The sequence below is a fragment of the Rhodobacter sp. P1_C2 genome (genome assembly GCF_056406375.1).
This window is the reverse complement of record NZ_JBFUAG010000006.1, coordinates 151,016-173,684: the sequence shown is the minus strand read 5'-3', so window position 1 is coordinate 173,684 and position 22,669 is coordinate 151,016. Positions and strand designations below refer to the sequence as shown.

Sequence of the window (22,669 nt, the reverse complement as noted above, 5' to 3'; positions counted from 1 at the left end):
GCCCGCGATGGTCTATCCTGAAGGGGCCGAGAAGAGAGTGAAAATGTCGAACCCGAACCTGCGCCCCGATGTCATGCCGCTGCGCGATGCCCTGCGCGGGCTACGCCATGCGGTGCGGCGTGGCGGCGAAACCCTGCTGGAGGCGATGCCGCTGGACGCGCTGCCGCGCCCGGCTGCCGAACTGGCCGGGGTCGTGCTGCGCGAGGTGGGCGAGATTGCGAAAGGCGTGAACGATGTCGCCTCGGGTCTGGCGCGGATCGCACTTGGTGCGGGGGACAAGCAGCCGGAATCGCTGCAGAAACTGACCGCGCTGCAGGGGGCGGAGGATGGTTTCGCGCAAGGCATCTATGCGGCGCTGCGCTCGGTCCTGCGGCGGCTGAACGCGCCTTCGGCCTATGTCAGCGAGACGGCGGCGCGCGCGGCCTTCCTGTCGCTGTCGCCCGCTCAGCGGCAGGGCAATGAGGCCGAGATCGCCGCCTCCCTCTCGCTTGCCCTGGCCGAGGCCAAGGTCCTGCGCGGCGCCTCGGCCGAGGATGCGGCCCATGTGCCCGGCAGCTCGCTGCAGACCACCGCGATCTTCGCCGTGATGCTTTGGCTGCAGTCCAACCGGGGCGAGGCAGAGGATGAGGCCGCCCTCACCTCGGCCACCGATCTGGCCGTGGCGCTTGCCGCCGAGGCGGAGGCCGCCTTCCGCCTGCGCGACGGCAAGGCCCTGGCGGCCCTTTATGCCGAGTTCGCCTCGCATGTCTGACCTGCCGCCCCTTTCCGGCAGCCTGCCCCCCACCAACGAGCCCCTGCGGATCGCCGTGCGGCGGATGCGCTGGTTCCGCGCCGCCTTTGCGGCCCATGTCGAGGCGATCGGCGCAAGGATCGGCTGCAGCTACAAGATCGACGAGGCCAAGCTGGCCGGGATCTTCGTGCGCTGGCTGCGTTCGGTCGAGCGGCAGAAACCGCGCAACCCCAAGGACCGCCACGACTATTTTGAATTTGCCGCCGGCCTCATGCTGCGCGAGCTGACGGCGGATATGCCGCTGACCGTTCTGTCGCCGCCGACCCTGTCCGAGGCCGGCTCTGCCGCGACCTTCTGGCCCGAGGGCTATGCCTGCACGATGTTCTGCCTGACCGTCCACGCCGCAGCGCTTCAGCAGGAGTTTCGCGACAAGCCCGAAGTCTCGCCCGCGATCGACGATCTGCGGCACTGGTGGTCTTTCAAGGAAAACGCCCGGATCGACGCGGCCTTTTCGGTGGGCTTCCTGCAGACGTTGCTCGGCCACCAGCCGAACTGGATGATGCCGGATGTCTTCCGCGCCCGGCTTGCGGCAGAGCTGAGCCCTGCCGCACCGGAATAGATCGGGCCGCTGGCGCGCCCGGGCGCCCTCTCACTTCAGAAGGTCGGCGACCTTGATGCTGCGGCCCTCGGCGACCGATTGCAGGGCAGCCTCGGCCAGGGCCAGCGCCATCAGACCATCCTGCACCGAAACCGGCATCTCGGTGCCCTTGGTGATCGCCGCGACGAAAGCGCCGATTTCATTGGCATAGGCGGCGGTGTAGCGCGACATGAAGAAGTTCAGCAGCGGTGCGGCATGGAAGCCCGCCTTGTCGGCCATGACGACGCGGTTTTCGCCCTGGTTCTCCGCCTGGGCCATGCCCTTGGCGCCGAGCACCTCGATCCGCTGGTCATAGCCATAGGTCGCCCGGCGCGAGTTGGTGATCACCGCCTGCTTGCCGCTGGCGGTACGCAGGATGACATTGACGCTGTCGAAATCGCCCAGTTCGCCAATCGCCTTGTCGGTCAGCACCGAGGCCGCGGCCTGTACCGTCTCGACCTCTTCGCCCAGAAGCCAGCGCGCCATGTCGAAGTCATGGATCGTCATGTCACGGAAGATGCCGCCCGAGCGGCGGATGTAGTCGGCGGGCGGGGCGCCGGGGTCGCGGCTGGTGATCGTCACCATCTCGACCGCGCCGAGGCTGCCCGCGTCGATCGCGGCGCGGACGGCCATGAAATCGGGGTCGAAGCGGCGGTTGAAGCCGACCATGACGCGGCCCTTGTTCGCCGCGACCGCCTTGGCGCAGGCCTGCACGCGGGCCAGCGACAAATCCACCGGCTTTTCGCAGAACACCGCCTTGCCGGCCTTGGTGAAGCGCTCGATCAGGTCGGCATGGGTGTCGGTCGGCGTGCAGATCACCACGGCGTCGATATCGGCAGAGCCGAGGATCGTCTCGATGCTGCGGATCTCGCAGCCATAGGCCACCTTGACCGCCTCTGCCGCCTGCGCGGCGGGATCGGCGATGGCGGTCAGGGTGGCGCCGGGGGTGGCGGCCACGGCGCGGGCATGGACCTGGCCGATGCGGCCAGCGCCGAGAATGGCGAAACGGAGTGTCATGGGGAGGGTCCTTGGTTCTGCAAAGGGAAAGGCGGGGCGGGCGTCACGCCGCCCCGGCGTATTCGGCGCCGGTCTTGGCCCCGGTGATATAGGCGACGACATCATTGCCGTCGGTCTCTTCGCGCTTCAGGTTGGCGACGATGCGGCCGCGGCGGAAAACCACGATCCGGTCCATCAGATCGAAGACCTGGCGCATGTTGTGGCTGATCAGGATCAGCGGCTCGCCCGCCGATTTCAGGGTGCGGATGATGTTCTCGACCTGGGCGGTTTCCTGCACGCCAAGGGCGGCGGTCGGCTCGTCCATGATCACCAGCTTGGACTGGAAGGCCGCGGTGCGCGCGATGGCCACGCATTGCCGCTGCCCGCCCGACATGTTGCGGATCGTGTTCATCAGGTTGGGGATCTTCACCCCGGTCTTGATCAGGGCCTGGGTGGTGGCCTCTTTCATCGCCTTCTTGTCGAGGACCGAGAAGGGCCCGAAGCGGAAGCGGAACTTCTCGCGCCCCAGAAACAGGTTGGAGGGCACGTCGAGGTCATCGGCCAGGGCGAGGTTCTGGAACACCGTCTCGATCCCGGCCTCGCGGGCGGCGATCGGGCTGGCGAAGTGATGCTCGGTCCCGTCGAAGATGATCGTGCCGCGGGTCGGCTGTTCCACCCCGGTCAGCTGGCGCACGAAGGTCGACTTGCCCGCGCCATTGTCGCCCATGATGGCGACATGCTCGCCCTCATGAAGGGTGAAATCGGCATCGGTCAGGGCATGCACGCCGCCATAATGCTTGGTCAGGCCGCGGGTTTCGAGAATGGTTCTGGTCATGGACTTATCCCCTTCCACGTCTTTGTTGCCGCCACTGGTCCAGCACCACGGCGCCGACGATGATCACGCCCTTGACCATCTCCTGGTAATAGGCGTCGAGCCTGAGGAAGGTGAAACCCGAGATGATCACCCCGAAGATCAAGGCACCCAGCACGGTGCCGAGGATCGAGCCGCGCCCGCCCTGCAGGCTGATGCCGCCGATCACCGCCATGGCGATGGCGTCAAGCTCGTACATGACGCCCATGCCGGCCTGCGCGGTCAGGTTCTTGGACGACAGCACGACCGAGGCCAAGGCCGCCAGCATGCCGGCGATGGTATAGACCAGCACCTTGTGGTTGTTGACCTTGATCCCCGACATCCGGCTGGCCTGCTCGTTCGAGCCGATGGCATAGCAATGCTTGCCGTATTTGGTGTGGTTCAGGATCAGGTGGAACAGGATCGCGAGGACCACGAAGATAACCACCGGCATCATGCCCTTGCCGATGGAGGCATAGCCCTCGGTCGGGAAGGAGATCGGGTTGCCGTTCGACCACCAGCGCGACAGGCCGCGGGCGAAGACCATCATGCCCAGCGTCGCGATGAAGGGCGGAATGCGGGTATAGGCCACCAGCGCGCCGTTGACGAAGCCCGCGATCATCCCGCAGCAGAGGCCGACCACGACCGGCACCAGCACCGGCAGATCCATCGCCCAGGCGCCGAAGATCGCCTTGGGGTTGGGATTGCCGTTCACCAGTGCGGTCTGGGCAAAGCTCATCGCGATCATCGCCGTGGCGCCGACGATCGAGCCCGAGGAGAGGTCGATCCCGCCCGAGATGATGACCTGCGTCACCCCCAGCGCGATGATCCCGACGATGGAAACCTGCAGGATGATGATGTTCAGGCGCTGCCAGTTGAAGATGCCGTCCACATCGGCGCGGGTGTTGAAGAGAAAGCTCTCGCCCATGAAGATGCGCCCGATCAGCTCGAAAGCCAGGGTGATCAGGACCAGCGCCAGAAGCACGTTCAACTCCGGCGGGCGGGCCTTTTTGGCCGGATCATAGGTCAGGCCTCCGATGCCATGCTGTGGCTGCGACATGTGTCGTCCTTTCTATGCTGGCGGCAGAGCAGGGGCGGCAAAGGTGCCGCCCCCGCCCGCGTCAAAGCCGGAAGGCTTCAGTTCTTGGCCACGTAATCGGCGACATTGGCCGAGGTCACCAGTTCGAAGGGAATGTAGGTCTTCTGTTCGACCTTCTCGCCCTTGGCCAGCTTGTTGGCCGCATCCAGCGCGCCCGCACCCTGCCCTGCCGCGTTCTGGAACACCGTCACGTCCAGATCGCCGGCCTGCATCGCCACCAGCGCGTCCTGGGTCGCGTCGACCCCGCCGACCACGACAGATTTCATGTCGGTGCCGGCCGCCTTCATCGCCTGGATGGCGCCGATCGCCATTTCGTCGTTGTTGGCGATCACGGCGTCGAAGGGCTTGCCGGCCGACAGCCAGTTGGTCATCAGCGATTGCGCCTCGTCCCGGCTCCAGTTCGCGGTCTGCTCGTCGATGATGGTCAGCTCGACCGCGCATTTGCCCGCCTTCATCACGTCATGGATGTCGGCGGTGCGCTGGACGGCGGCCTGGTTGGACAGCTCGCCCATCATCACATAGACATTGGCCTTGTCCTTGCCGGCGGCCTTCAGCTGGTTGCAGACTTCGATGGTCTCCAGCGTGCCGGAATCCGCTTCGTTCGAGGCGACGAAAGCCTGGCTGGCGGGCAGCGAATCGACGTTGACCGGCTGGCGGTTGACATAGACCAGCGGGATCTTCGCCGCGGCAGCCGCATCCGACATCGCCTGGGTGGCCGAGGTGTCGACCGGGTTCACGATGATCGCCGAAACGCCGCTGGCGATGAAGTTGTTGATCTGGTCAAGCTGCTTGGCCACGTCGTTTTGCGCATCCTCGATCTGGATCTTGGTCCCGGCCGCATCGGCCTGCTTCTGGATGCCGTTGCGCAGAACGGTCAGAAAGTTGTCGTCGAATTTGGCCATCGAGACGCCGACGCCATCTGCCATGGCCGTGGTGCCCATCAGGGCCACGACGCCAGCGATCAGATACTTCTTCATGGTTTCTCCTCCACATACGGGGTCCGGCTGCCCCGTTCTCCCTGCCGGACCGCCTTGCCGGCGGCACGTGATACGGTCACCCGTATTGCATGAAAAGTTGCAATTGATAGCGCTTGGCAAACATCATTGCAACACGTCATCCCGCCTTCGGTCAGGCCTCCACACCGGACCGAAGGAATGTCATGGACGCCGCAAGCGCCGGGGCCGGATCGGCCAGCTCGTGCACCTGAGGCGCGAAAGCCTCGTAAGAGTTCGCCCCGGTATAGCCGGCGGCCTGCAGCGCGCGGATCTGCGCCACATTGCCCAGGACATCGTCGCCATCAACCAGCACCCGGTGCGGGTCGCGCATGTCGTCCAGATAGACCGACTCCTTGACGCCCGAGACATGGACGATGCCGGTCAGCTCGGGATAGATCGGGCCAAAGCCGGCGAGGGCGTGGTGGAAGGTGTCATGCACCATGTAAAGCGTGCCTGCGCCGCCCACGGCATGGATCACCTCTGCCAGCACATCCTTGTAGCGCAGGGCGCAGGCGCCGAAGCCCAGGGGTTCCACCATGGCCTTCAGCCCATGGGCCTTCAGCATCGGCAGCACCTCGCGCAGGGCGGTTTCGGTGACCTTGAAACTGTCCTTGCGGTCGGTGGCCACGCCGTCGTTGCGCGGGATCAGGCTGACCGCCTCGGCCCCGGCGGCCTTGGCGATCTGCATCAGCGCCAGCGCCTCGGCGGCCTTGGCCTCCGACCAGTCGTTGAAGCGCTTGACCTCGGCCAAAGCGAGAATCCGCAGGCCCTTTGCCTTGGCCATCGCCCCCGCCTCGGCCGGGTCCATCCCGTCGAACAGGGGCTGCGGCAGGTCATTGCGCACCTCGACCCCGATGCAGCCCAGAGCGGATGCCAGATCCAGCAGCTGCACATAGCTGAGCCGCGCAACCGTCATGTGGTTCAGTGCGAAAGAAGTCATCGCATGGCCTCCCGTCCTTGCTTTTGTGTTGGCGGACCATGTTGCCTGCCACGCCATCCGTCAATTCACGCGGGGAGTCTTTTCGTCAAACCTGATGGGTTTCGGGTTCGTCATGATGTGGTTTTCGTCAGAAGTGATTTCAGACGGATTCCGAGAGGTAGAGATCGGGTTGCAGGAAGTGCTGGCCCTGCACGGCGGGGATTCCGTCGCGCACGGCATCGGCGGCCAGGGTGACCAGATCGGCACAAAGCTTGGCCAGCGGGGTCGAGATCACCATGGTGATATAGCGCGCGATCAGGGCGGCGCGGCTTTCCGGCGTCAGCTCGTTGACCACCAGCGCCACCTCGCCGGGTTGGCGCATCTCGCGCAGGGCGGCGATCGCGCCTTCCATCCCGCCGCCAGCGCAATAGATGCCGCGCAGATCGGCATGGCGGCTGAGCAGGTCCAGCGTCGCCTCATAGGTCAGTTGCCGGGTCTCGAGGTTGACCAGCGTGTCGAGCACGGTGAAATGCGGGCCGAATTCGCGGAAATAGCTGCGAAAGCCGGTCTCGCGCAGCTCATGCCCATGCCAGCGGTAGCCGCCGACGAAGACCGCGATCTTGCCGGGCTGATGGCAGGTCTGGGCGATCATCTGGGCGGCGATCCGGCCGATCTTGATATTGTTGAGCCCCAGATAGTTCTGCCGCACCCCCTGGGCAAAGTCGTTGAGCAGGGCAAAGCAGGGAATGCCCCTGGCGTTCAGCCGCACCACCGCATCGGTCACATCGGGATGGGTCACCGAGGTGGAGGCGATGGCATCGACCCGGTCGGCCAGCCCCTCCATCAGCCCGGCGAAATCGGCCGGGGTCTGCGAAGTGGCAAATTCGATGATCGCCGAGGCGCGCAGGCCGGTCGCATTGGCCACGGCGCGTTCGATCTCGGCCTTGAAGGTCTGGTAGAAGGCCTGGCGTTCCTTGTGCAGCACCACGCCCAGCCGCAGGCGCGGCAGTTCCATCGTCACCCTTTGCCCGATCAGCGGGGCGGCGTGATAGCCGACCAGCCGCGCCGCCTCGTAGACGCGCATCGCGGTATCCTCGCGCACCCTTTCCCGCGCGTTCAGCACGCGGTCGACGGTCGCGGTGGAAACCCCGGCCTCGCGGGCGACATCGTGGATCGTGGGGCGTTGGGCCATGACACCTCTGACGAAATCACATCATTCTTGCAGTGATCATGATAGGTTTTGATGGAAGTTTCAAGCCCTCCCATTGGGGAATCGCCCCGATTCGGCCTATCGACAGTCAAGGCCCCGGTCCTGGGGCATCGAACGGGGAGGGTCGAATGGGAAAACGCGATTACAGCCTTTTTGGCGCCGATGCGAAACGCGCGGTGGAAAGCGGATTGACCGCGGCAGAGTGGTATCACACCGAGGTGCCGCGCAAGGTGATGAAGGATCTGATGGCGCGCAGCGACAGCCCGGCCATCCGCGACACGGTGCTGCTTTATGGGCTGATGATCGTGCTGGCGGCCCTGGGCATCGCGCTGTGGCCAAGCCTCTGGTCCGCGCCGGTCTGGCTGGCTTACGGCGTGCTCTACGGCTCCGCCTCGGACAGCCGCTGGCATGAATGCGGCCATGGCACGGCCTTTCGCACGCCCTGGATGAACAACGCGGTCTACCAGATCGCGAGCTTCATGATCATGCGCAATGCGGCGACCTGGCGCTGGAGCCATGCGCGCCACCACTCGGAAACCTATATCGTCGGGCGCGACCCCGAGATCGCGATCATGCGCCCGACCGAGATGGCCAAGCTGGTGCTGAACTTCTTCGGCATCCTCGACGTGATCCATTTCGTGCCGACCCTCCTGCACAATGCCGCCTTCGGCCCGACCGCCGCCGAGCGGACCTTCGTGCCGCAAAGCGAATGGGGCAAGGTGCGCCGGGTCGCGCAGATCCACCTTGCGATCTATCTGGCGACGCTGGCGCTGGCGCTCTGGATGCGCTCGATCCTGCCCTTGATGGTGATCGGCCTGCCGCGGATCTATGGCGCCTGGCATCATGTGATGACCGGCCTTCTGCAGCATGGCGGCCTTGCCGACAACGTCACCGACCACCGGCTGAACAGCCGCACCGTCTATATGAACCCGGTCAGCCGCTTCATCTACTGGAACATGAACTACCATGTCGAACACCACATGTTCCCGATGGTGCCCTATCACGCCCTGCCGCGCCTCCACGCCCTGATCAAGGACGATCTGCCGGCGCCCAACCCCTCGATCGCCGCCGCCTTCCGCGAGATGTGGCCCGCGCTGAAGCGCCAACTGGTCAACGAGGATTACTTCCTCAAGCGCGACCTGCCGCCAAGCGCCAAGCCCTACCGCGAAGAGTTCCACACCTATGTGCCGGGCATGATGCCCCCCACCGCCATTCCAGCCGAATAAGGACAGATCATGCCGCAATGGATTGACGCTTGCGCCACCGATGACATCGACGAAGAGGACCTGATCCGCTTTGACCATGCCGGGCAGACCTATGCCATCTACCACGGGGTCGACGGCAAGTTCTACGCCACCGCCGGCCTCTGCAGCCACGAACAGGTGCATCTCTGCGACGGGCTGGTGATGGATTTCCTGATCGAATGCCCCAAGCACAATGGCCAGTTCGACTATCGCACCGGCGAGGCGAAGCGGGCGCCGGTCTGCATCAACCTCAAGACCTATCCGGTCAAGGTCGAAGGCTCCCGCGTGCTGATCGAGGTGGCATAGGATGGCCCGCCTGACCGTGAAAGACCTGCGCGACCAGCGCGGCAAGCACACCTTTGCCATGCTGCGCGTCGAAACCCTGGCCGAGGCCGAGGCGGCCGCCAAGGCCGGTGTCGAACTTTTGTCGGTGCCGCCCGCGATGGTCTATGACCGCCGCTTCCGCGAGGTGGCGCCCGAGGCCTTCATCTTCCCCGGCGACAATTTCTACGAGATCGGCACCACGGAGGATTTCCTGAAATGGGCCTTCCCGCTTTTCAAACATGGCGCGGATGCCTTCTATTGCTCGGGCTCGATGGGGACGATCCGGGCGATGACCGATCACGGCCTGCCGGTCTGCGGCCATGTCGGGTTGATCCCGTCGAAGGCGACCTGGACCGGCGGCTTCAAGGCGGTGGGCAAGACGCTCGAAAGCGCGCAGCTGGTCTGGCAGCAATGCAAGGCGGCAGAGGCGGCCGGGGCCTTTGCGGTGGAAATCGAGGTGGTCCCGCAGGGCATCACCGAGGCGATTGCCGAGAAGACCGGCCTCTTCCTGATCTCGATGGGGGCAGGTTCGGCGGGCCATGCGCAATATCTCTTCAGCGACGATGTGCTGGGCCAGAACCGCGGCCGCGTGCCGCGCCATGCCAAGATCTACGCCAATTTCGCCGCCGAGGAGGAGCGTCTGCAAGCCATGCGCATCGCCGCCATGGGCCAGTTCGCCAAGGAGGTGCACGAGGGCAGCTATCCTTCCGCACCCTATCTGGTGGAGGGCGACCCCGAGGTGACCGCGCAGTTCCGCGACTGGCTGGACCAAACTGGCTGAACCAGATTGCCCGAACCTTGGGCAGGCGGCCCGGTGCCGGAAAGGCGGCCGGGCCGCGCGGTCCGAAGGGACTCTACATCGCGGTGATCCGTGGTAAGGTCGGGCATCTGACCTGCAATACGGAGGGCTCCATGTATCGGCACATACTTCTGGCTTATGACGGCACGGAAGAGGGGCGATTGGCGCTGCGGGAAGGGGCTTTGCTGGCCAAGGTCTCCGGTGCGAAGGTGACGCTTCTGGCGGTGGTCGACCCGGGCTATGGCCTTGGCCTCGGGGTCGATCCGATCGGCACCTATTTCCCGACCGACCAGACCGCCTCATTCGAAAAGGTGCTGGAGGAAGGCGTCCAGCGGCTGACCCGCATGGGCCTGCCCCATGTCGCGCGGCTGGAGCGCGGCCAGCCGGCCGAACGAATTGCCGCCATCGCCCGCGACAGCCAGGCGGATCTGGTGGTGGTCGGCCATCGCCGGCAAGGCGTGGTGGCGGGCTGGCTACTGGGATCGGTCACGGCGGACCTGACCAACAGCCTGACCTGCAGCCTTCTGGTCGGCCGCATGGACATCGCCGACGAGGAGCTTTTCGGCACGGCCGCGGCACCTGCGGCCTGACCTTCGGGCGGCGCAGGCCAGGCGCCCTGCGCCGTCTAGACCGGCACGCTCAGCGAATGTTTCACCCGCTTGAGCGTAAAGCTCGTGTGGATCGACTGCACATTGGGCAGGCTGGTCAGCGCATTCTTCACCGTCGCCTCATAGGCGCGCACGCTGGGGGCCACGACCTGCAGCATGTAATCGTATTCACCGCTGAGCGAATAGCATTGCAGCACCTCGGGCACCCGCACCACCGCCTCTTCGAACTGGATCAGCGCGGCGCGGTTGTGCTGGGCGATCTTGACGAAACACAGGACCAGGATGTCGAAACCCACCGCCTCGGGGTCGACGATGAAGCGGCGCTGGCTGACGATGCCCGCCTCCTGCAACCGCTGCAGCCTGCGCCAGCAGGGCGAGTGGCTGAGCCCGGTCGCCTCGCCCAGGTCGCGCATCGTGATCTCTGGCCTGTCCTGGATGATGCGCAGGATTCGCCGGTCCCATTCGTCAAGTTGCACATGGCCCTCCTGCGGTACAGTGCCGCCACGGGATTTCGACCCACGCAACATTGTAACCCATATTTGCGATCCTGTGCTACACTGTCGCGCAGGCGCCCAAGAAACAGCACGCATCAGCGACCCTGTTTCGCCGTGCGGGCGCCATTCTTCAACTGCGGCGGCGCTTTCGGCCCGCACGGAAGAGGGAGGCGCGGATGTCGGTTTCACTGGACGACAAATACGCGGCGGAGGCGGGCGCGATCTATCTGACCGGCACGCAGGCCCTGGTGCGCCTGCCGATGACGCAGATGCGGCGCGACCGGGCGGCGGGGCTGAACACCGGCGGTTTCATCTCGGGCTATCGCGGCTCGCCCTTGGGCGGCTACGACCAGCAGCTGGTCAAGGCCAAGCGGTTTCTGGACCGGCATGACGTGGTCTTCCAACCCGGGCTGAACGAGGATCTGGCGGCCACCGCCGTCTGGGGCAGCCAGCAGCTGCACCTGTCGCCCGGGGCGAAGAAGGACGGGCTTCTGGGCATCTGGTACGGCAAGGGGCCGGGGGTGGACCGGTCGGGCGATGTGCTCAAACATGCCAATGCGGCGGGCAGTTCGGCGCTTGGCGGCGTGCTGGCCATCGCGGGCGACGATCACACCTGCAAATCCTCCTCCATCCCGCATCAGTCCGACCATGCCTTCATCTCGGCCCTGATCCCGATGCTCTACCCCTCCTCGGTGCACGAGTTTCTCGAGATGGGCCTTCTGGGCATCGCCATGTCACGCTATTCGGGCTGCTGGGTCGGCTTCAAGGTCATCTCGGAAACCGTCGAGACGACGACCGTGGTCGATCTTGCGCAGGAGGCGCGGCAGTTCCGCCTGCCGGAGGATTTCGCCATGCCGCCCGGCGGGTTGAACCTGCGCTGGCCCGATCCGCCCCTGGTGCAGGACGAAAGGTTGCAGGAACACAAGGGCTATGCCGCCATCGCCTTTGCCCGGGCCAATGGGGTGAACCTGACCACCCATGCCAATCCGCGCGCCCGTTTCGGCATCGTCGCCTCTGGCAAGGCCTATGAAGACGTGATGCAGGCCCTGGACGAATTGGGGATCGGCGGGGCAGAGCGGGCGGCGATCGGGCTGAGGGTCTACAAGGTGCGGATGCCCTGGCCCTTGGAGCCCGAGGGCATCCGGCATTTCTCGCAAGGGCTGGACGAGATCCTGATCGTCGAAGAGCGGCGCGAGATCATCGAGAACCAGATCAAGCAGCAGCTGTTCAACTGGCGGGCCGATGTGCGCCCGCGCATCGTGGGCAAGTTCGACGAGGCGGACCGCCCCTTCCTGCATCTGTCGGCGGGGATGACGGTGGGCACGGTGGCCGCGGCCATCACGGCGCGGCTGGCCCGGCTGGATCTGCCCGCCGATCTGGCCGCCCGCATCGCGGCCCGCAACGCCGCCCTGACCGCCGCCGAGGCGCGGGCCGCCGCCCATGCCGCCCCGGTGCTGCGCCTGCCGCATTACTGCGCCGGCTGCCCGCACAACACCTCGACCCGGGTGCCCGAAGGGTCCAAGGCCATGGCGGGGATCGGCTGCCACTTCATGGCCCAGTGGATGGACCGCCGGACCGAGACCTTCACCCATATGGGCGCCGAGGGCGTGCCCTGGACCGCGATCAGCCGCTTTACCGACGAGGCGCACCGGTTCGTCAATCTGGGCGACGGGACCTATCTGCACTCGGGCTCGCTGGCGATCCGGCAGGCGGTCGCGGCGGGGGCCAATATCACCTACAAGATCCTCTACAACGATGCGGTGGCGATGACGGGGGGGCAGCCGCTGGATGCCAAGCTCACCCCGCAGCAGATCACCCATCAGATGTACAACGAGGGCGTGGCGCGGATCGTCCTGATGTCCGACCACCCCGAACATTACCGCCAGGCCGATCTGGCGCCCGGCACCTCGCTGCGCCACCGGGACGCGATCGACGCCACCATGCTGGAACTGCGCGCGGTGCCGGGGGTCAGCGTGATCGTCTATGAACAGACCTGCGCCGCCGAAAAGCGCCGCCGGCGCAAGCGCGGCACGCTGGAGGACCCCGACCTGCGGCTCTGGATCAACCCGGCGGTCTGCGAGGGCTGCGGCGATTGCTCGGTCCAGTCGAACTGCATCGCGGTCGAGCCGGAAGAGACGGCGATGGGGCGCAAGCGGCGGATCAACCAATCGGTCTGCAACAAGGATTATTCCTGCCTGAAGGGCTTCTGCCCCTCCTTCGTCACCCTGCGCGGCGCGCGGTTACGCAAGCGGCGGGGCCAGGTCGCCGAAGCCGCGGACCTGCCAGAGCCGGAGGTACCCGCGCTGGACCGGCCGTGGAACCTGATCGTCACCGGCGTCGGCGGCACCGGAGTTCTGACCATCGGCGCCGTGCTGGGCATGGCGGCCCATGTCGAGGGCAAGCTGCCCATGGTGCTTGACATGGCCGGGCTGGCGCAGAAGGGCGGCGCGGTGTTGAGCCAGGTGCGGATCGCCGGGGCCGGCCATCCCCTGACCGAACCGCGCATCACCCCCGGCCGCGCCGATCTGCTCCTGGGCGCCGATGCCGTGGTCTCCGCCGCCAAGGAGGTGCAGGCGCTTTGCGATCCGGTGCGGACCGTGGCGGTGCTGAACACCCATGTCATCCCGGTATCGGATTTCGTCCGCCAGCGCGATTTCGACCTGCGCCCCGCCGCCTTGCAGGACAGCGTGGCGGCGATGGTGCGCGACCGGGCGCATTTCCTCGACTTCTCCGCCCTTTCGGTGGCGCTGACCGGGGATGAGATCGGCGGCAATGTGATGATGCTGGGCTATGCCTGGCAGAAGGGGATGGTGCCGTTGCGCGGGGATTCGATCGAGGAAGCGATCCGGATGAACGGCACCGCTGTCGAGGCCAATCTCGCCGCCTTCCAATGGGGGCGGCGGCTGGCGCAGGACCGGGCGGGCGTGATGGCCCTGGCCGAGGCGCCGCGCGCGCCGACCGAGGCTGCGATGACCACCGCCGAGCTGATCGCGCAAAGGGCAGCGCATCTGACCCTCTGGCAAAACGAAGCCCTCGCCCGCCGCTACCGGCAGCGGATCGCGCGGCTGGGCGCCCGGCTTGACGGGATGGGCGAGGCCGGGGCCGCGCTGCTGCGGCTGGCCGCCCTCGCCTATGCGCGCACGCTCGCCTACAAGGACGAATACGAGGTGGCCCGGCTTTATGCCGCGCCGGATTTCCGCCGCCAGCTGGAGGCCAGCTTTGAACCGGGTGCCAAGCTCTCGCTGAACCTCGCCCCGCCTTTCCTGCCGGGCAAGGCGCTGGACGGGCGGCCGAAGAAGCGCGCGTTCGGCGCCTGGATCCTGCCGGTTCTTTCCGTTCTGGCCAAGCTCAAACCCCTGCGCGGCACCTGGGCCGATCCTTTCGGGCGCAGCGCCGAACGAAGGGCGGAACGCGCGCTGATCGGCCTGATCGAGGCCGACCTCGTCCTGATCGAAGCCCGCGCCACCCCGGCCCTGCTGCCGCAGCTGCAGGCCCTGCTGGCGATCTACCAGGAGATCCGCGGCTATGGCCCGGTGAAAGAGGCCGCGCGGGTGGCGCAATTGCAGCGGCGCGCGGCCATCCTGGCGGCGCTGGACGACGTGGCACCCTTGCCCGTCGCGGCAGAGTGAGGGGGAAGACATGTTCACCGCATCCATGAACTTCGATCTGGGCGACGAGGTCGAGGCCCTGCGCGAGATGGTCCACCGCTGGGCGCAGGCCCGCGTCAAACCGCTGGCCGCGCAGATCGACCGGCAGAACCTCTTTCCCGCCCCGCTCTGGCGCGAGATGGGCGAGCTTGGGCTTCTGGGCATCACGGTGCCGTCCGAGCATGGCGGCGCGGGCCTCGGCTACCTCGCCCATGTCGTGGCGGTGGAGGAGATCGCCCGCGCCTCGGCCTCGGTCGCGCTGAGTTATGGCGCCCATTCGAACCTTTGCGTCAACCAGATCGCCCTGAACGGGACCGAGGCGCAAAAGCGCCGCTACCTGCCCGGCCTGATCAGCGGCGCCCATGTCGGCGCCCTGGCGATGAGCGAGACCGGCGCCGGCTCGGATGTCGTGTCGATGGCGCTGCGGGCCGAACGCCGGGGCGCGGGCTATGTCCTCAACGGCTCCAAGTTCTGGATCACCAATGGCGCCGAGGCCGATACGCTGGTGGTCTATGCCAAGACCGATCCTGCGGCGGGGTCGCGGGGGATCACCGCCTTCCTGATCGAAAACACCATGCCCGGCTTCAGCGCCTCTGCCCATTTCGACAAGCTGGGAATGCGCGGGTCGAATACCGCCGAGCTGATCTTCCGCGATGTCGCGGTGCCGGCGGAAAACGTGCTGGGCCGCGAAGGTGGCGGGGTCGCCGTGCTGATGTCGGGGCTGGATTACGAACGCGTCGTGCTGTCGGGCATCGGCACCGGGCTGATGGCCGCGGCCCTGGACGAGATCATGCCCCATCTTGCAACCCGCAAGCAGTTCGGCCAGCCGATCGGGTCCTTCCAGCTGATGCAGGGCAAGATCGCCGACATCTATACCCAGCTCAATTCCGCCCGCGCCTATGTCTATGCCGTGGCGCGGTCCTGCGACCGGGGGCAGGTCACAAGGGCCGACGCGGCGGCCTGCGTGCTTTACGCCTCGGAACAGGCGATGGCGGTGGCGCATCAGGCGGTGCAGGCGATGGGCGGCATGGGCTTCATGAACGAAACCCCGGTCAGCCGCCTGTTCCGCGACGCCAAGCTGATGGAAATCGGCGCCGGCACCAGCGAAATCCGCCGGATGCTGATCGGACGCGAGCTGATGGGGGCCATGGCATGAGCCTTTTGTCCTCGACCCTCTCGCCACGATCCGAGGCCTTTGCCGCCAACCGCCGCGCGCATGAGGCCGCCCTGGCCGAGGTGCGCCGCGCTGCCGAGGCCGCAGTGGGCGGCGGCGGCGAGACGGCCCGCGCCCGGCACGAAGCCCGGGGCAAGCTTCTGCCGCGCGACCGGGTGGCGCGCCTTCTCGACCCCGGCTCGCCCTTTCTGGAGGTCGGGCTTTTCGCGGCGCATGGGCTTTACGACGGGGCGAGCCCCGCGGCGGGCCTGATCACCGGCATCGGCCGGGTCGCCGGGCGCGAGGTCATGGTGCTGTGCAACGATGCCACCGTGAAGGGCGGCACCTATTTCCCGATGACGGTGAAGAAACACCTGCGCGCCCAGGAGATTGCCGAACAGAACCGCCTGCCCTGCGTCTACCTCGTCGACAGTGGCGGGGCGAACCTGCCCAACCAGGACGAGGTCTTCCCCGACCGTGACCATTTCGGGCGGATCTTCTTCAACCAGGCCACCATGTCGGCCAAGGGCATCGCGCAGATCGCCGTGGTGATGGGCTCCTGCACCGCCGGGGGCGCCTATGTGCCCGCCATGTCGGATGTGACGATCATCGTGAAGGGGCAGGGCACGATCTTCCTCGCCGGCCCGCCCCTGGTGCGCGCCGCCACCGGCGAGGTGGTCAGCGCCGAGGATCTGGGCGGCGGCGACGTGCACACGCGGCTGTCGGGTGTGGCCGATTACCTTGCCAATGACGACGCCCATGCCCTCGACCTCGCCCGGCAGGCGGTGGCGAGCCTGAACCTGGCCCCCCGCCCCGCCGCGAGCGCCACGCCCGAAGCGCCGCTTTACGACCCCGAGGAGATCCTCGGCCTCGTCCCCGCCGACCTGCGCACACCCTACGACATCCGCGAGGTCATCGCCCGCATCGTCGACGGCTCGCGCCTCGATGAGTTCAAGGCGCGCTATGGCACGACGCTGGTCTGCGGTTTTGCCCATGTCATGGGGATGCCGGTCGGCATCATCGCCAACAATGGCGTCCTCTTTTCGGATTCCGCGCTGAAGGGCGCGCATTTCGTCCAGCTGTGCAGTCAGCGCGAGATCCCCCTGGTCTTTTTGCAGAACATCACCGGCTTCATGGTCGGCCGCGCTTACGAGAATGCCGGCATCGCCAAGGACGGGGCGAAGCTCGTCACAGCGGTGGCGACGAGTGCGGTGCCCAAGATCACGCTTCTGGTCGGCGGGTCCTTCGGGGCGGGCAATTACGGCATGTGCGGGCGGGCCTTCGGGCCAAGGTTCCTCTGGACCTGGCCCAACAGCCGCATCTCGGTCATGGGGGGCGAACAGGCGGCCGGGGTGCTGGCCACCGTGCGCCGCGAGGCGATCGAGCGGCAGGGCGGCCAGTGGAGCGTCGGAGAGGAGGAGGCCTTCAAGGCGCCGACCATCGCGATGTTCCAGGAACAGTCGCACCCGCTCTATGCCTCGGCCCGGCTCTGGGATGACGGGATCATCGACCCGCGCCGCAGCCGCGAGGTTCTGGCGCTGAGCCTTGCCGCGACACGCAACGCCGCGATCGAACCGACCCGGTTCGGCCTGTTCCGGATGTGAGGGCCCATGTTCGACAAGATCCTGATTGCCAACCGGGGCGAGATCGCCTGCCGCATCATCGCCACCGCGAAACGGATGGGCCTGCGCACCGTCGCCGTCCATTCCGACGCCGACGCCGCCGCCCGCCACGTCGAAATGGCGGACGAGGCGGTGCGGATCGGCCCCGCGCCGGTCGCCGACAGCTATCTGCGCGGCGACCGGATCATCGCGGCGGCGCTCGCGACCGGGGCCGAGGCGATCCATCCCGGCTATGGTTTCCTCAGCGAGGCGCCCGATTTCGTCGCTGCGGTCGCGGCGGCGGGGCTGGTCTTCATCGGGCCGGATGCCGAGGCGATCCGGGCGATGGGGCTGAAGGACGCAGCCAAGGCCCTGATGGAGCGGGCGGGCGTGCCGGTGGTGCCGGGCTATCACGGCGGCAACCAGGACCCGGCCTTCCTTGCGGCCGAGGCCGAAAGGATCGGCTGGCCGGTGCTGATCAAGGCGCGGGCGGGCGGCGGCGGCAAGGGGATGCGGCGGGTGGAGGGGCCTGCGGATTTCGCCGCAGCCCTCGCCTCGGCCCGGCGCGAGGCGGCCAGCGCCTTTGGCGACCCCGATTGCCTGATCGAGAAATACATCACCGCGCCCCGCCATATCGAGATGCAGGTCTTCGGCGATGCCGCGGGCCATGTGATCCACCTTTTCGAACGCGATTGCTCCTTGCAGCGCCGTCATCAGAAGGTGATCGAAGAGGCCCCTGCCCCCGGCATGACCGAGGCCTTGCGCACCGCGATGGGCCGCGCCGCGGTCGAGGCCGCCCGCGCCATCGGCTATCGCGGGGCGGGCACGGTCGAATTCATCGTCGACGGCGCGGCCCCGCTGTCGCCCGACCGCTTCTGGTTCATGGAGATGAACACGCGGCTGCAGGTCGAACATCCGGTCTCCGAGGCGATCACCGGGATCGACTTCGTCGAATGGCAGTTGCGCATCGCCGCCGGAGAGGACCTGCCGCTGCGGCAGGAGGATCTGGCGATCGAGGGCCATGCCGTCGAGGCGCGGCTTTATGCCGAGGACGTGCCGGCAGGCTTCCTGCCCGCCACCGGCACCCTGGCGCATCTGGTCTTTCCCGAAGCCACCGCATTCCGCCCCGGCCCCCTGCGCATCGACAGCGGCGTGCGGCAGGGCGATGCGGTCAGCCCCTTCTACGACCCGATGATCGCCAAGATCATCGCCCATGGTGCGACCCGCGCCCTCGCCCTGCAGCGGTTGGCGGCGGGCCTTGCGCAATGCCGGGCGCTGGGTTCGGTCACCAACCTTGATTTCCTTGCCGCGCTGCTGCGTCATCCGGGCTTTCGGCGGGGTGAGGTCGATACCGGGCTGATCACCCGCGACCTTGCCAGCCTGCTTGAACCCGTCGCGACGCCGCCCCATGTGACGGCCATCGCGGCGCTGGCAGCACTTGGCCTTCTGGCGCTGCGCGGCACGGGCGACCCCTGGCAGGACCTTGCGGGCTGGCGCCACTGGCCGATCGAGGCGCTGGCACTCACCCTGCTGTGCGCGGGCAAGGCGGAAAGCTTCCGCGTGACGCCGGAGGGGGAGGACCGCTTCCAGATCCGCGGGCCGCTCGATCTGACCCTGCGCATCGCAAGCATTTCCGGCCCCCGGGTTGACCTGATCCTCGCCGACCACCGCATCACGGTCGAGGTTCTGCGGCACGGGGACCAGATCCTCGTCTGCAGCGACGGGGCCTGCCACGGCTTCAGCCTTCCCGCCGCCACCCGCGCCGAAGACGGCGCCGCGGCCGAGGCCAGCCTGCGCGCCCCGATGCCCGGCCTCGTGACACGGGTCGCGGTCAAGGCCGGGGACCGGGTCGCCTCTGGCGCGGTTCTGGTGGTGATGGAGGCGATGAAGATGGAACATGCCCTGACCGCCCCGCGCGACGGGGTGGTGGCCGAGGTGCCGGTGGCGCCGGGCGATCAGGTGGCGCATGGCGCCCTTCTCCTCGCGCTGGAGGCGGCGGATGGCTGAGGCCCTGACCCTCTTCGAAGTCGGCCCGCGCGACGGGCTGCAGAACGAGGCGCGGCTTATTCCCGCCCGGGACAAGATCGGCCTCGTCGATGCGCTTTCGGCCTGTGGTCTGGCCAAGATCGAGGTCACCAGCTTTGTCAGCCCGAAATGGGTGCCGCAGATGGCCGATGCTGCCGAGGTTCTGGCCGGCATCACCCGGGCGCCGGGGGTGACCTATGCCGCGCTGACGCCGAACCTTATGGGCCTGCGCGCGGCGCTGGCGGCACGGGCGGATGAGGTGGCGATCTTCGCCTCGGCCTCGGAAGGGTTCAGCCGGCGCAACATCAACTGCTCGATTGCCGAAAGCCTGAACCGTTTCGCCGAAGTCACCAAGGCGGCAAAGGAGGCGGGGGTGCCGGTGCGCGGCTATGTCTCCTGCGTCTTTGACTGCCCCTATGACGGTGCGACCCCGCCCGAGGCCGTGGCCGATCTGGCAGCGCGGCTGCTGGCGCTTGGGGTCTACGAGGTCTCGCTGGGCGACACGATCGGCAGCGGCACGCCGCAGAAGGTCGCGACCCTGCTGCGCGCCGTGACGGACAGGGTGCCGCCCGACCGGCTTGCCGGGCATTTCCACGACACCGGCGGCAGGGCTTTGGACAATATCCGCGCCGCCCTGCCCTTCGGCCTTCGGGTCTTCGATGCGGCAATCGGCGGGCTTGGCGGCTGCCCCTATGCGCCGGGCGCCCCGGGCAATGTCGCGACCGAAGCCGTGGCCGAACTGGCCGCGCAGGAAGGTTTTGCCACCGGCATCGACGCCAGCCGTCTGGCCGAGGCGGCAAAGCTCGCCCGCAGTCTGAGGAGCAGTGCATGAATTTCGAGACGCTGGAGGTGACGGTCGATCCACGCGGGGTGGCGCAGGTGGCGCTCAACCTGCCCGACAGGCGCAATGCGCTGTCAGCACAGATGATCGCCGATCTGACCACGCTGGCCCGAACCCTCGGCCAGGGACAGGGCGGCGCGCGGGTCATCGTGCTGTCGGGGCGCGGCAAGGTCTTTTGCGCCGGCGGCGACCTCGGCTGGATGCAGGCCCAGATCGCGGCGGACCGCGCCACCCGGATGGAAGAGTCGGGCAAGCTCGCCACGATGCTGCGGGCGCTGAACGAGATGCCGGTGCCCCTGATCGGCCGCCTGCATGGCGCGGCCTTCGGCGGGGGGGTCGGCCTCGCCTGCGTCTGCGATGTGGCCCTGGCCGCGGAGGGCACGCAAATCGGCCTGACCGAGACGCGGCTGGGCCTGATCCCGGCCACCATCGCGCCCTATGTGATCGCCCGCATCGGCGAAGGCATGGCGCGGCGGGTCTTCCTGTCGGCCCGCGTCTTCGCCGCGACCGAGGCGGAAGGGCTGGGCCTGATCGCCCGCACAGTGCCCGAAGCCGCCCTCGACGCGGCGGTGGAGGCCGAGATCGCGCCTTACCTGAAAGCCGCCCCCGGCGCCGTGGGCCGTGCCAAGGCGCTGGCCCGCGCGCTCGGGCCGCGGATCGACGATGCGGTGATCGAGGACACGATCCGCCGCCTCGCCGATACTTGGGAAAGCCCCGAGGCCGCCGAGGGCATCGCCGCCTTCTTCGCCAAACGCCCGCCCGACTGGGCGAGGTGAATGCCCGGAGGCGGCCGCCAGAAGCCTCTTTCAGGCCGTGGCGCGGGCGACGCGCCGGGCCAGGGCGGCGACAAGGTCGGTCCTTGTGACGATGCCGACGATCTTGCCATATTCGATGACCGGCACGGCATCGGTGCCGCCATCCGCCATCATCGGCAACAGCGCACCCAAGGGCGTGTTCGTCGTGGCGCGCGGGCCAGCCGCGCTCATGATGTCGCCGGCGGTCATCCGCTTGCCCAAGTCGCGGTCCAGCAGCCGTTTCAGCGCGGCCCAATAGCCGCGGTCGAGCCGCAGCGCATCCTCACGGGCCTGGCTGATCAGATGCAGCTGGAAGATCACCCCGAGGAACCGATCCTCCGGCCCCACCACCGGCAGCGAGGTGAAGCGGTGTTGCCGGAAGAGGTCGGCGATCCGCGCCAGGCCGGTGTCGGGGCTGACGGTGATCAGATCGCGCGACATGATGTCCCGCGCCGTCAAGGGGCCCGAGGAATGCGCCGCCGCCTGCAGCTCTGCCGCGCCGATCAGCCGGGCAAGGTCCTCGACCCCGAGGTTGAAGGACTGCCGGTAATGGTCAAGGATGCCCGCAAGTTCAGCCTCCGACAGGCCGAGCCGTTCGGAGGGGGCGCGGTCGTCGGTCCGGTGCTTGTTCGGGTCGTCGAACTGGCGGAAGGGATAATGCCGCCCCGTGACCCTCGCATAGGCCGCGGCCAAAAGGACCAGCGCCGTCGTGCCAAGAGCAATCGGCGCAAGGGCGAACCAGAAGCCGAGATGGGCGATGGCGTCGGGCGACATGGCGGCGGTCATCGCGACGGCGCCCGCCGGGGGATGGACCGCGCGGCAGAGGATGGTGGCGGTGATCGCAAGGCCCACCGCCAGCGCCACCCGCAGCACCGGATCGGCCACGACCATGCAGACCGCCACCCCGACCAGCGCCGCGACCGTATTGCCGACGATGGCCGACCAGGGCTGCGCCAGGGGGCTGTTGGGCACCGCAAAAAGCAGGACCGACGTCGCCCCGAAAGGCGCCACGAGGTAAAGGCCGAAGGTCAGATCGATCCGCGGCGACAGGAGGAACAGCCCTGTCACCCCCAGCCCGATCAGCGCGCCAAGGCCCGCCCGCAAGGCCTCGACCGGCGAGACGCGGGCGACGGCGGGGCCGAGTGATCTCAAAATATGCAAAGCCGCGCTCCCCTGACGGATCTGCGCAAAATTTCATCATTTTGAGAAAGGTTCAACCGCAAGTCTTGGCGGAACCGGGCCCCTCACGCCACCGACCAGCCGCCATCCACCAGCAGGTTGGCGCCATTGATCAATGAGGCCGCCGGCGAGGCGAGAAAGACCACCGCGCCGGCCACCTCGCCTGGCAGGCCGATCCGGCCCAGCGGGATATGGGCGAGGGTCGCGGCGAGGTTGTCCGGATCGCTCAGAAAGTCGCGGGTGGAATCGGTCCGGATGAAGGTGGGCGAGATGAGTGTTTGTCCTTCACGGCATCCAGCACAGTGTGCAGCCCCGTGCCGCGGTCGATGGCGGCGCTGGTCCCCGGCTGGCCCTGCAGGTTCAGCACCCGCGCCCCGTCGGGAAACAGACGCTGGATCAGCGCGCGCTGCATCTTGCCGGGATGGACGCCTTCACCGTGGCGACGGGTGCGGCCGGAACGGTGCGCGACACGATCTTTCTGCCCTCGGACCCGCAAGCCACGGGGCTGCCGCTGAAATAACCCG

General features: G+C 67.4%; 22 protein-coding genes. 13 read left to right on the top strand and 9 right to left on the bottom strand.

From position 1 onward, the window contains the following. The first annotated feature begins 43 nt into the window (after positions 1-43). Positions 44-751 carry a hypothetical protein gene (locus AC1DZT_RS11690; RefSeq protein ID WP_478006810.1) on the top strand — a complete coding sequence of 236 codons (708 nt, stop codon included), beginning with the start codon at positions 44-46 and terminating at the stop codon, positions 749-751. Beyond that, positions 744-1,349 (top strand): hypothetical protein, encoded by a 606-nt coding sequence (locus tag AC1DZT_RS11685; RefSeq protein WP_478006809.1) that lies wholly within the window; start codon positions 744-746, stop codon positions 1,347-1,349. Before AC1DZT_RS11690 ends, AC1DZT_RS11685 begins: the two co-directional genes overlap by 8 nt. 30 nt (positions 1,350-1,379) lie before the next feature. On the opposite strand, the gene iolG is transcribed toward AC1DZT_RS11685, so the two are convergent. From iolG to AC1DZT_RS11655, 6 genes are all read right to left on the bottom strand, one after another. Then, positions 1,380-2,384, bottom strand: a complete 1,005-nt coding sequence (gene iolG / locus AC1DZT_RS11680; RefSeq protein WP_478006808.1) for an inositol 2-dehydrogenase — start codon at positions 2,382-2,384, stop codon at positions 1,380-1,382. Positions 2,385-2,427: 43 nt separating this feature from the next. Further along, a complete protein-coding gene (locus tag AC1DZT_RS11675) occupies positions 2,428-3,198 on the bottom strand; it encodes an ATP-binding cassette domain-containing protein (protein ID WP_478006807.1) in 771 nt (256 codons plus the stop codon). 4 nt (positions 3,199-3,202) lie between these two features. Continuing rightward, positions 3,203-4,273, bottom strand: a complete 1,071-nt coding sequence (locus AC1DZT_RS11670) for an ABC transporter permease (protein ID WP_478006806.1) — start codon at positions 4,271-4,273, stop codon at positions 3,203-3,205. 77 nt (positions 4,274-4,350) lie between these two features. Further along, the gene (locus AC1DZT_RS11665; RefSeq protein ID WP_478006805.1) at positions 4,351-5,289 is read right to left on the bottom strand and encodes a sugar ABC transporter substrate-binding protein; all 939 of its coding nucleotides are present in this window, start codon (positions 5,287-5,289) and stop codon (positions 4,351-4,353) included. Between the two features lie 151 nt (positions 5,290-5,440). Continuing rightward, positions 5,441-6,247: a TIM barrel protein gene (locus AC1DZT_RS11660; RefSeq protein WP_478006804.1), complete on the bottom strand. Its 807-nt coding sequence runs from the start codon at positions 6,245-6,247 to the stop codon at positions 5,441-5,443. Positions 6,248-6,386: 139 nt separating this feature from the next. Continuing rightward, the gene (locus AC1DZT_RS11655; protein WP_478006803.1) at positions 6,387-7,418 is read right to left on the bottom strand and encodes a LacI family DNA-binding transcriptional regulator; all 1,032 of its coding nucleotides are present in this window, start codon (positions 7,416-7,418) and stop codon (positions 6,387-6,389) included. Positions 7,419-7,564: 146 nt separating this feature from the next. Between AC1DZT_RS11655 and AC1DZT_RS11650 the strand changes: the two genes are divergently transcribed. The 4 genes from AC1DZT_RS11650 (at position 7,565) to AC1DZT_RS11635 (ending at position 10,393) form a co-directional block, all read left to right on the top strand. Further along, a complete protein-coding gene (locus AC1DZT_RS11650; protein ID WP_478006802.1) occupies positions 7,565-8,662 on the top strand; it encodes a fatty acid desaturase family protein in 1,098 nt (365 codons plus the stop codon). Positions 8,663-8,671: 9 nt separating this feature from the next. Further along, positions 8,672-8,986, top strand: coding sequence for a MocE family 2Fe-2S type ferredoxin (locus AC1DZT_RS11645; protein ID WP_478006801.1), 315 nt, complete (start codon positions 8,672-8,674; stop codon positions 8,984-8,986). Between the two features lies 1 nt (position 8,987). Next, positions 8,988-9,785 carry a 3-methyl-2-oxobutanoate hydroxymethyltransferase gene (locus AC1DZT_RS11640; protein WP_478006800.1) on the top strand — a complete coding sequence of 266 codons (798 nt, stop codon included), beginning with the start codon at positions 8,988-8,990 and terminating at the stop codon, positions 9,783-9,785. 131 nt (positions 9,786-9,916) lie between these two features. Next, the gene (locus AC1DZT_RS11635; protein ID WP_478006799.1) at positions 9,917-10,393 is read left to right on the top strand and encodes a universal stress protein; all 477 of its coding nucleotides are present in this window, start codon (positions 9,917-9,919) and stop codon (positions 10,391-10,393) included. A gap of 35 nt (positions 10,394-10,428) precedes the next feature. Here the strand turns inward: AC1DZT_RS11635 and AC1DZT_RS11630 are convergent, their stop codons facing one another. Beyond that, positions 10,429-10,887: an Lrp/AsnC family transcriptional regulator gene (locus AC1DZT_RS11630; protein ID WP_478006798.1), complete on the bottom strand. Its 459-nt coding sequence runs from the start codon at positions 10,885-10,887 to the stop codon at positions 10,429-10,431. A 143-nt stretch (positions 10,888-11,030) separates the two neighbouring features. Between AC1DZT_RS11630 and AC1DZT_RS11625 the strand changes: the two genes are divergently transcribed. The 6 genes from AC1DZT_RS11625 to AC1DZT_RS11600 are packed head-to-tail and all read left to right on the top strand — an operon-like array spanning position 11,031 to position 20,948. Continuing rightward, complete coding sequence (locus AC1DZT_RS11625; protein WP_478006947.1) at positions 11,031-14,534, top strand: indolepyruvate ferredoxin oxidoreductase family protein; 3,504 nt, start codon at positions 11,031-11,033, stop codon at positions 14,532-14,534. Positions 14,535-14,544: 10 nt separating this feature from the next. Beyond that, positions 14,545-15,708 carry an acyl-CoA dehydrogenase family protein gene (locus tag AC1DZT_RS11620; protein ID WP_478006797.1) on the top strand — a complete coding sequence of 388 codons (1,164 nt, stop codon included), beginning with the start codon at positions 14,545-14,547 and terminating at the stop codon, positions 15,706-15,708. After that, complete coding sequence (locus AC1DZT_RS11615; protein ID WP_478006796.1) at positions 15,705-17,309, top strand: carboxyl transferase domain-containing protein; 1,605 nt, start codon at positions 15,705-15,707, stop codon at positions 17,307-17,309. Before AC1DZT_RS11620 ends, AC1DZT_RS11615 begins: the two co-directional genes overlap by 4 nt. A gap of 6 nt (positions 17,310-17,315) precedes the next feature. After that, complete coding sequence (locus AC1DZT_RS11610) at positions 17,316-19,313, top strand: acetyl/propionyl/methylcrotonyl-CoA carboxylase subunit alpha (protein ID WP_478006795.1); 1,998 nt, start codon at positions 17,316-17,318, stop codon at positions 19,311-19,313. Beyond that, positions 19,306-20,163 (top strand): hydroxymethylglutaryl-CoA lyase, encoded by an 858-nt coding sequence (locus AC1DZT_RS11605; RefSeq protein ID WP_478006794.1) that lies wholly within the window; start codon positions 19,306-19,308, stop codon positions 20,161-20,163. The genes AC1DZT_RS11610 and AC1DZT_RS11605 overlap by 8 nt, the downstream gene beginning before the upstream one ends. After that, positions 20,160-20,948, top strand: coding sequence for a crotonase/enoyl-CoA hydratase family protein (locus AC1DZT_RS11600; RefSeq protein ID WP_478006793.1), 789 nt, complete (start codon positions 20,160-20,162; stop codon positions 20,946-20,948). The genes AC1DZT_RS11605 and AC1DZT_RS11600 overlap by 4 nt, the downstream gene beginning before the upstream one ends. Before the next feature lie 30 nt (positions 20,949-20,978). On the opposite strand, the gene AC1DZT_RS11595 is transcribed toward AC1DZT_RS11600, so the two are convergent. Beyond that, positions 20,979-22,127 carry an HPP family protein gene (locus AC1DZT_RS11595; protein WP_478006792.1) on the bottom strand — a complete coding sequence of 383 codons (1,149 nt, stop codon included), beginning with the start codon at positions 22,125-22,127 and terminating at the stop codon, positions 20,979-20,981. Between the two features lie 83 nt (positions 22,128-22,210). Beyond that, the gene (locus tag AC1DZT_RS11590) at positions 22,211-22,375 is read right to left on the bottom strand and encodes an SDR family oxidoreductase (RefSeq protein WP_478006946.1); all 165 of its coding nucleotides are present in this window, start codon (positions 22,373-22,375) and stop codon (positions 22,211-22,213) included. A 44-nt stretch (positions 22,376-22,419) separates the two neighbouring features. Here AC1DZT_RS11590 and AC1DZT_RS11585 point away from each other — a divergent pair, with 44 nt between their 5' ends. Further along, the gene (locus tag AC1DZT_RS11585; protein ID WP_478006791.1) at positions 22,420-22,665 is read left to right on the top strand and encodes a hypothetical protein; all 246 of its coding nucleotides are present in this window, start codon (positions 22,420-22,422) and stop codon (positions 22,663-22,665) included. Positions 22,666-22,669: the final 4 nt, after the last annotated feature.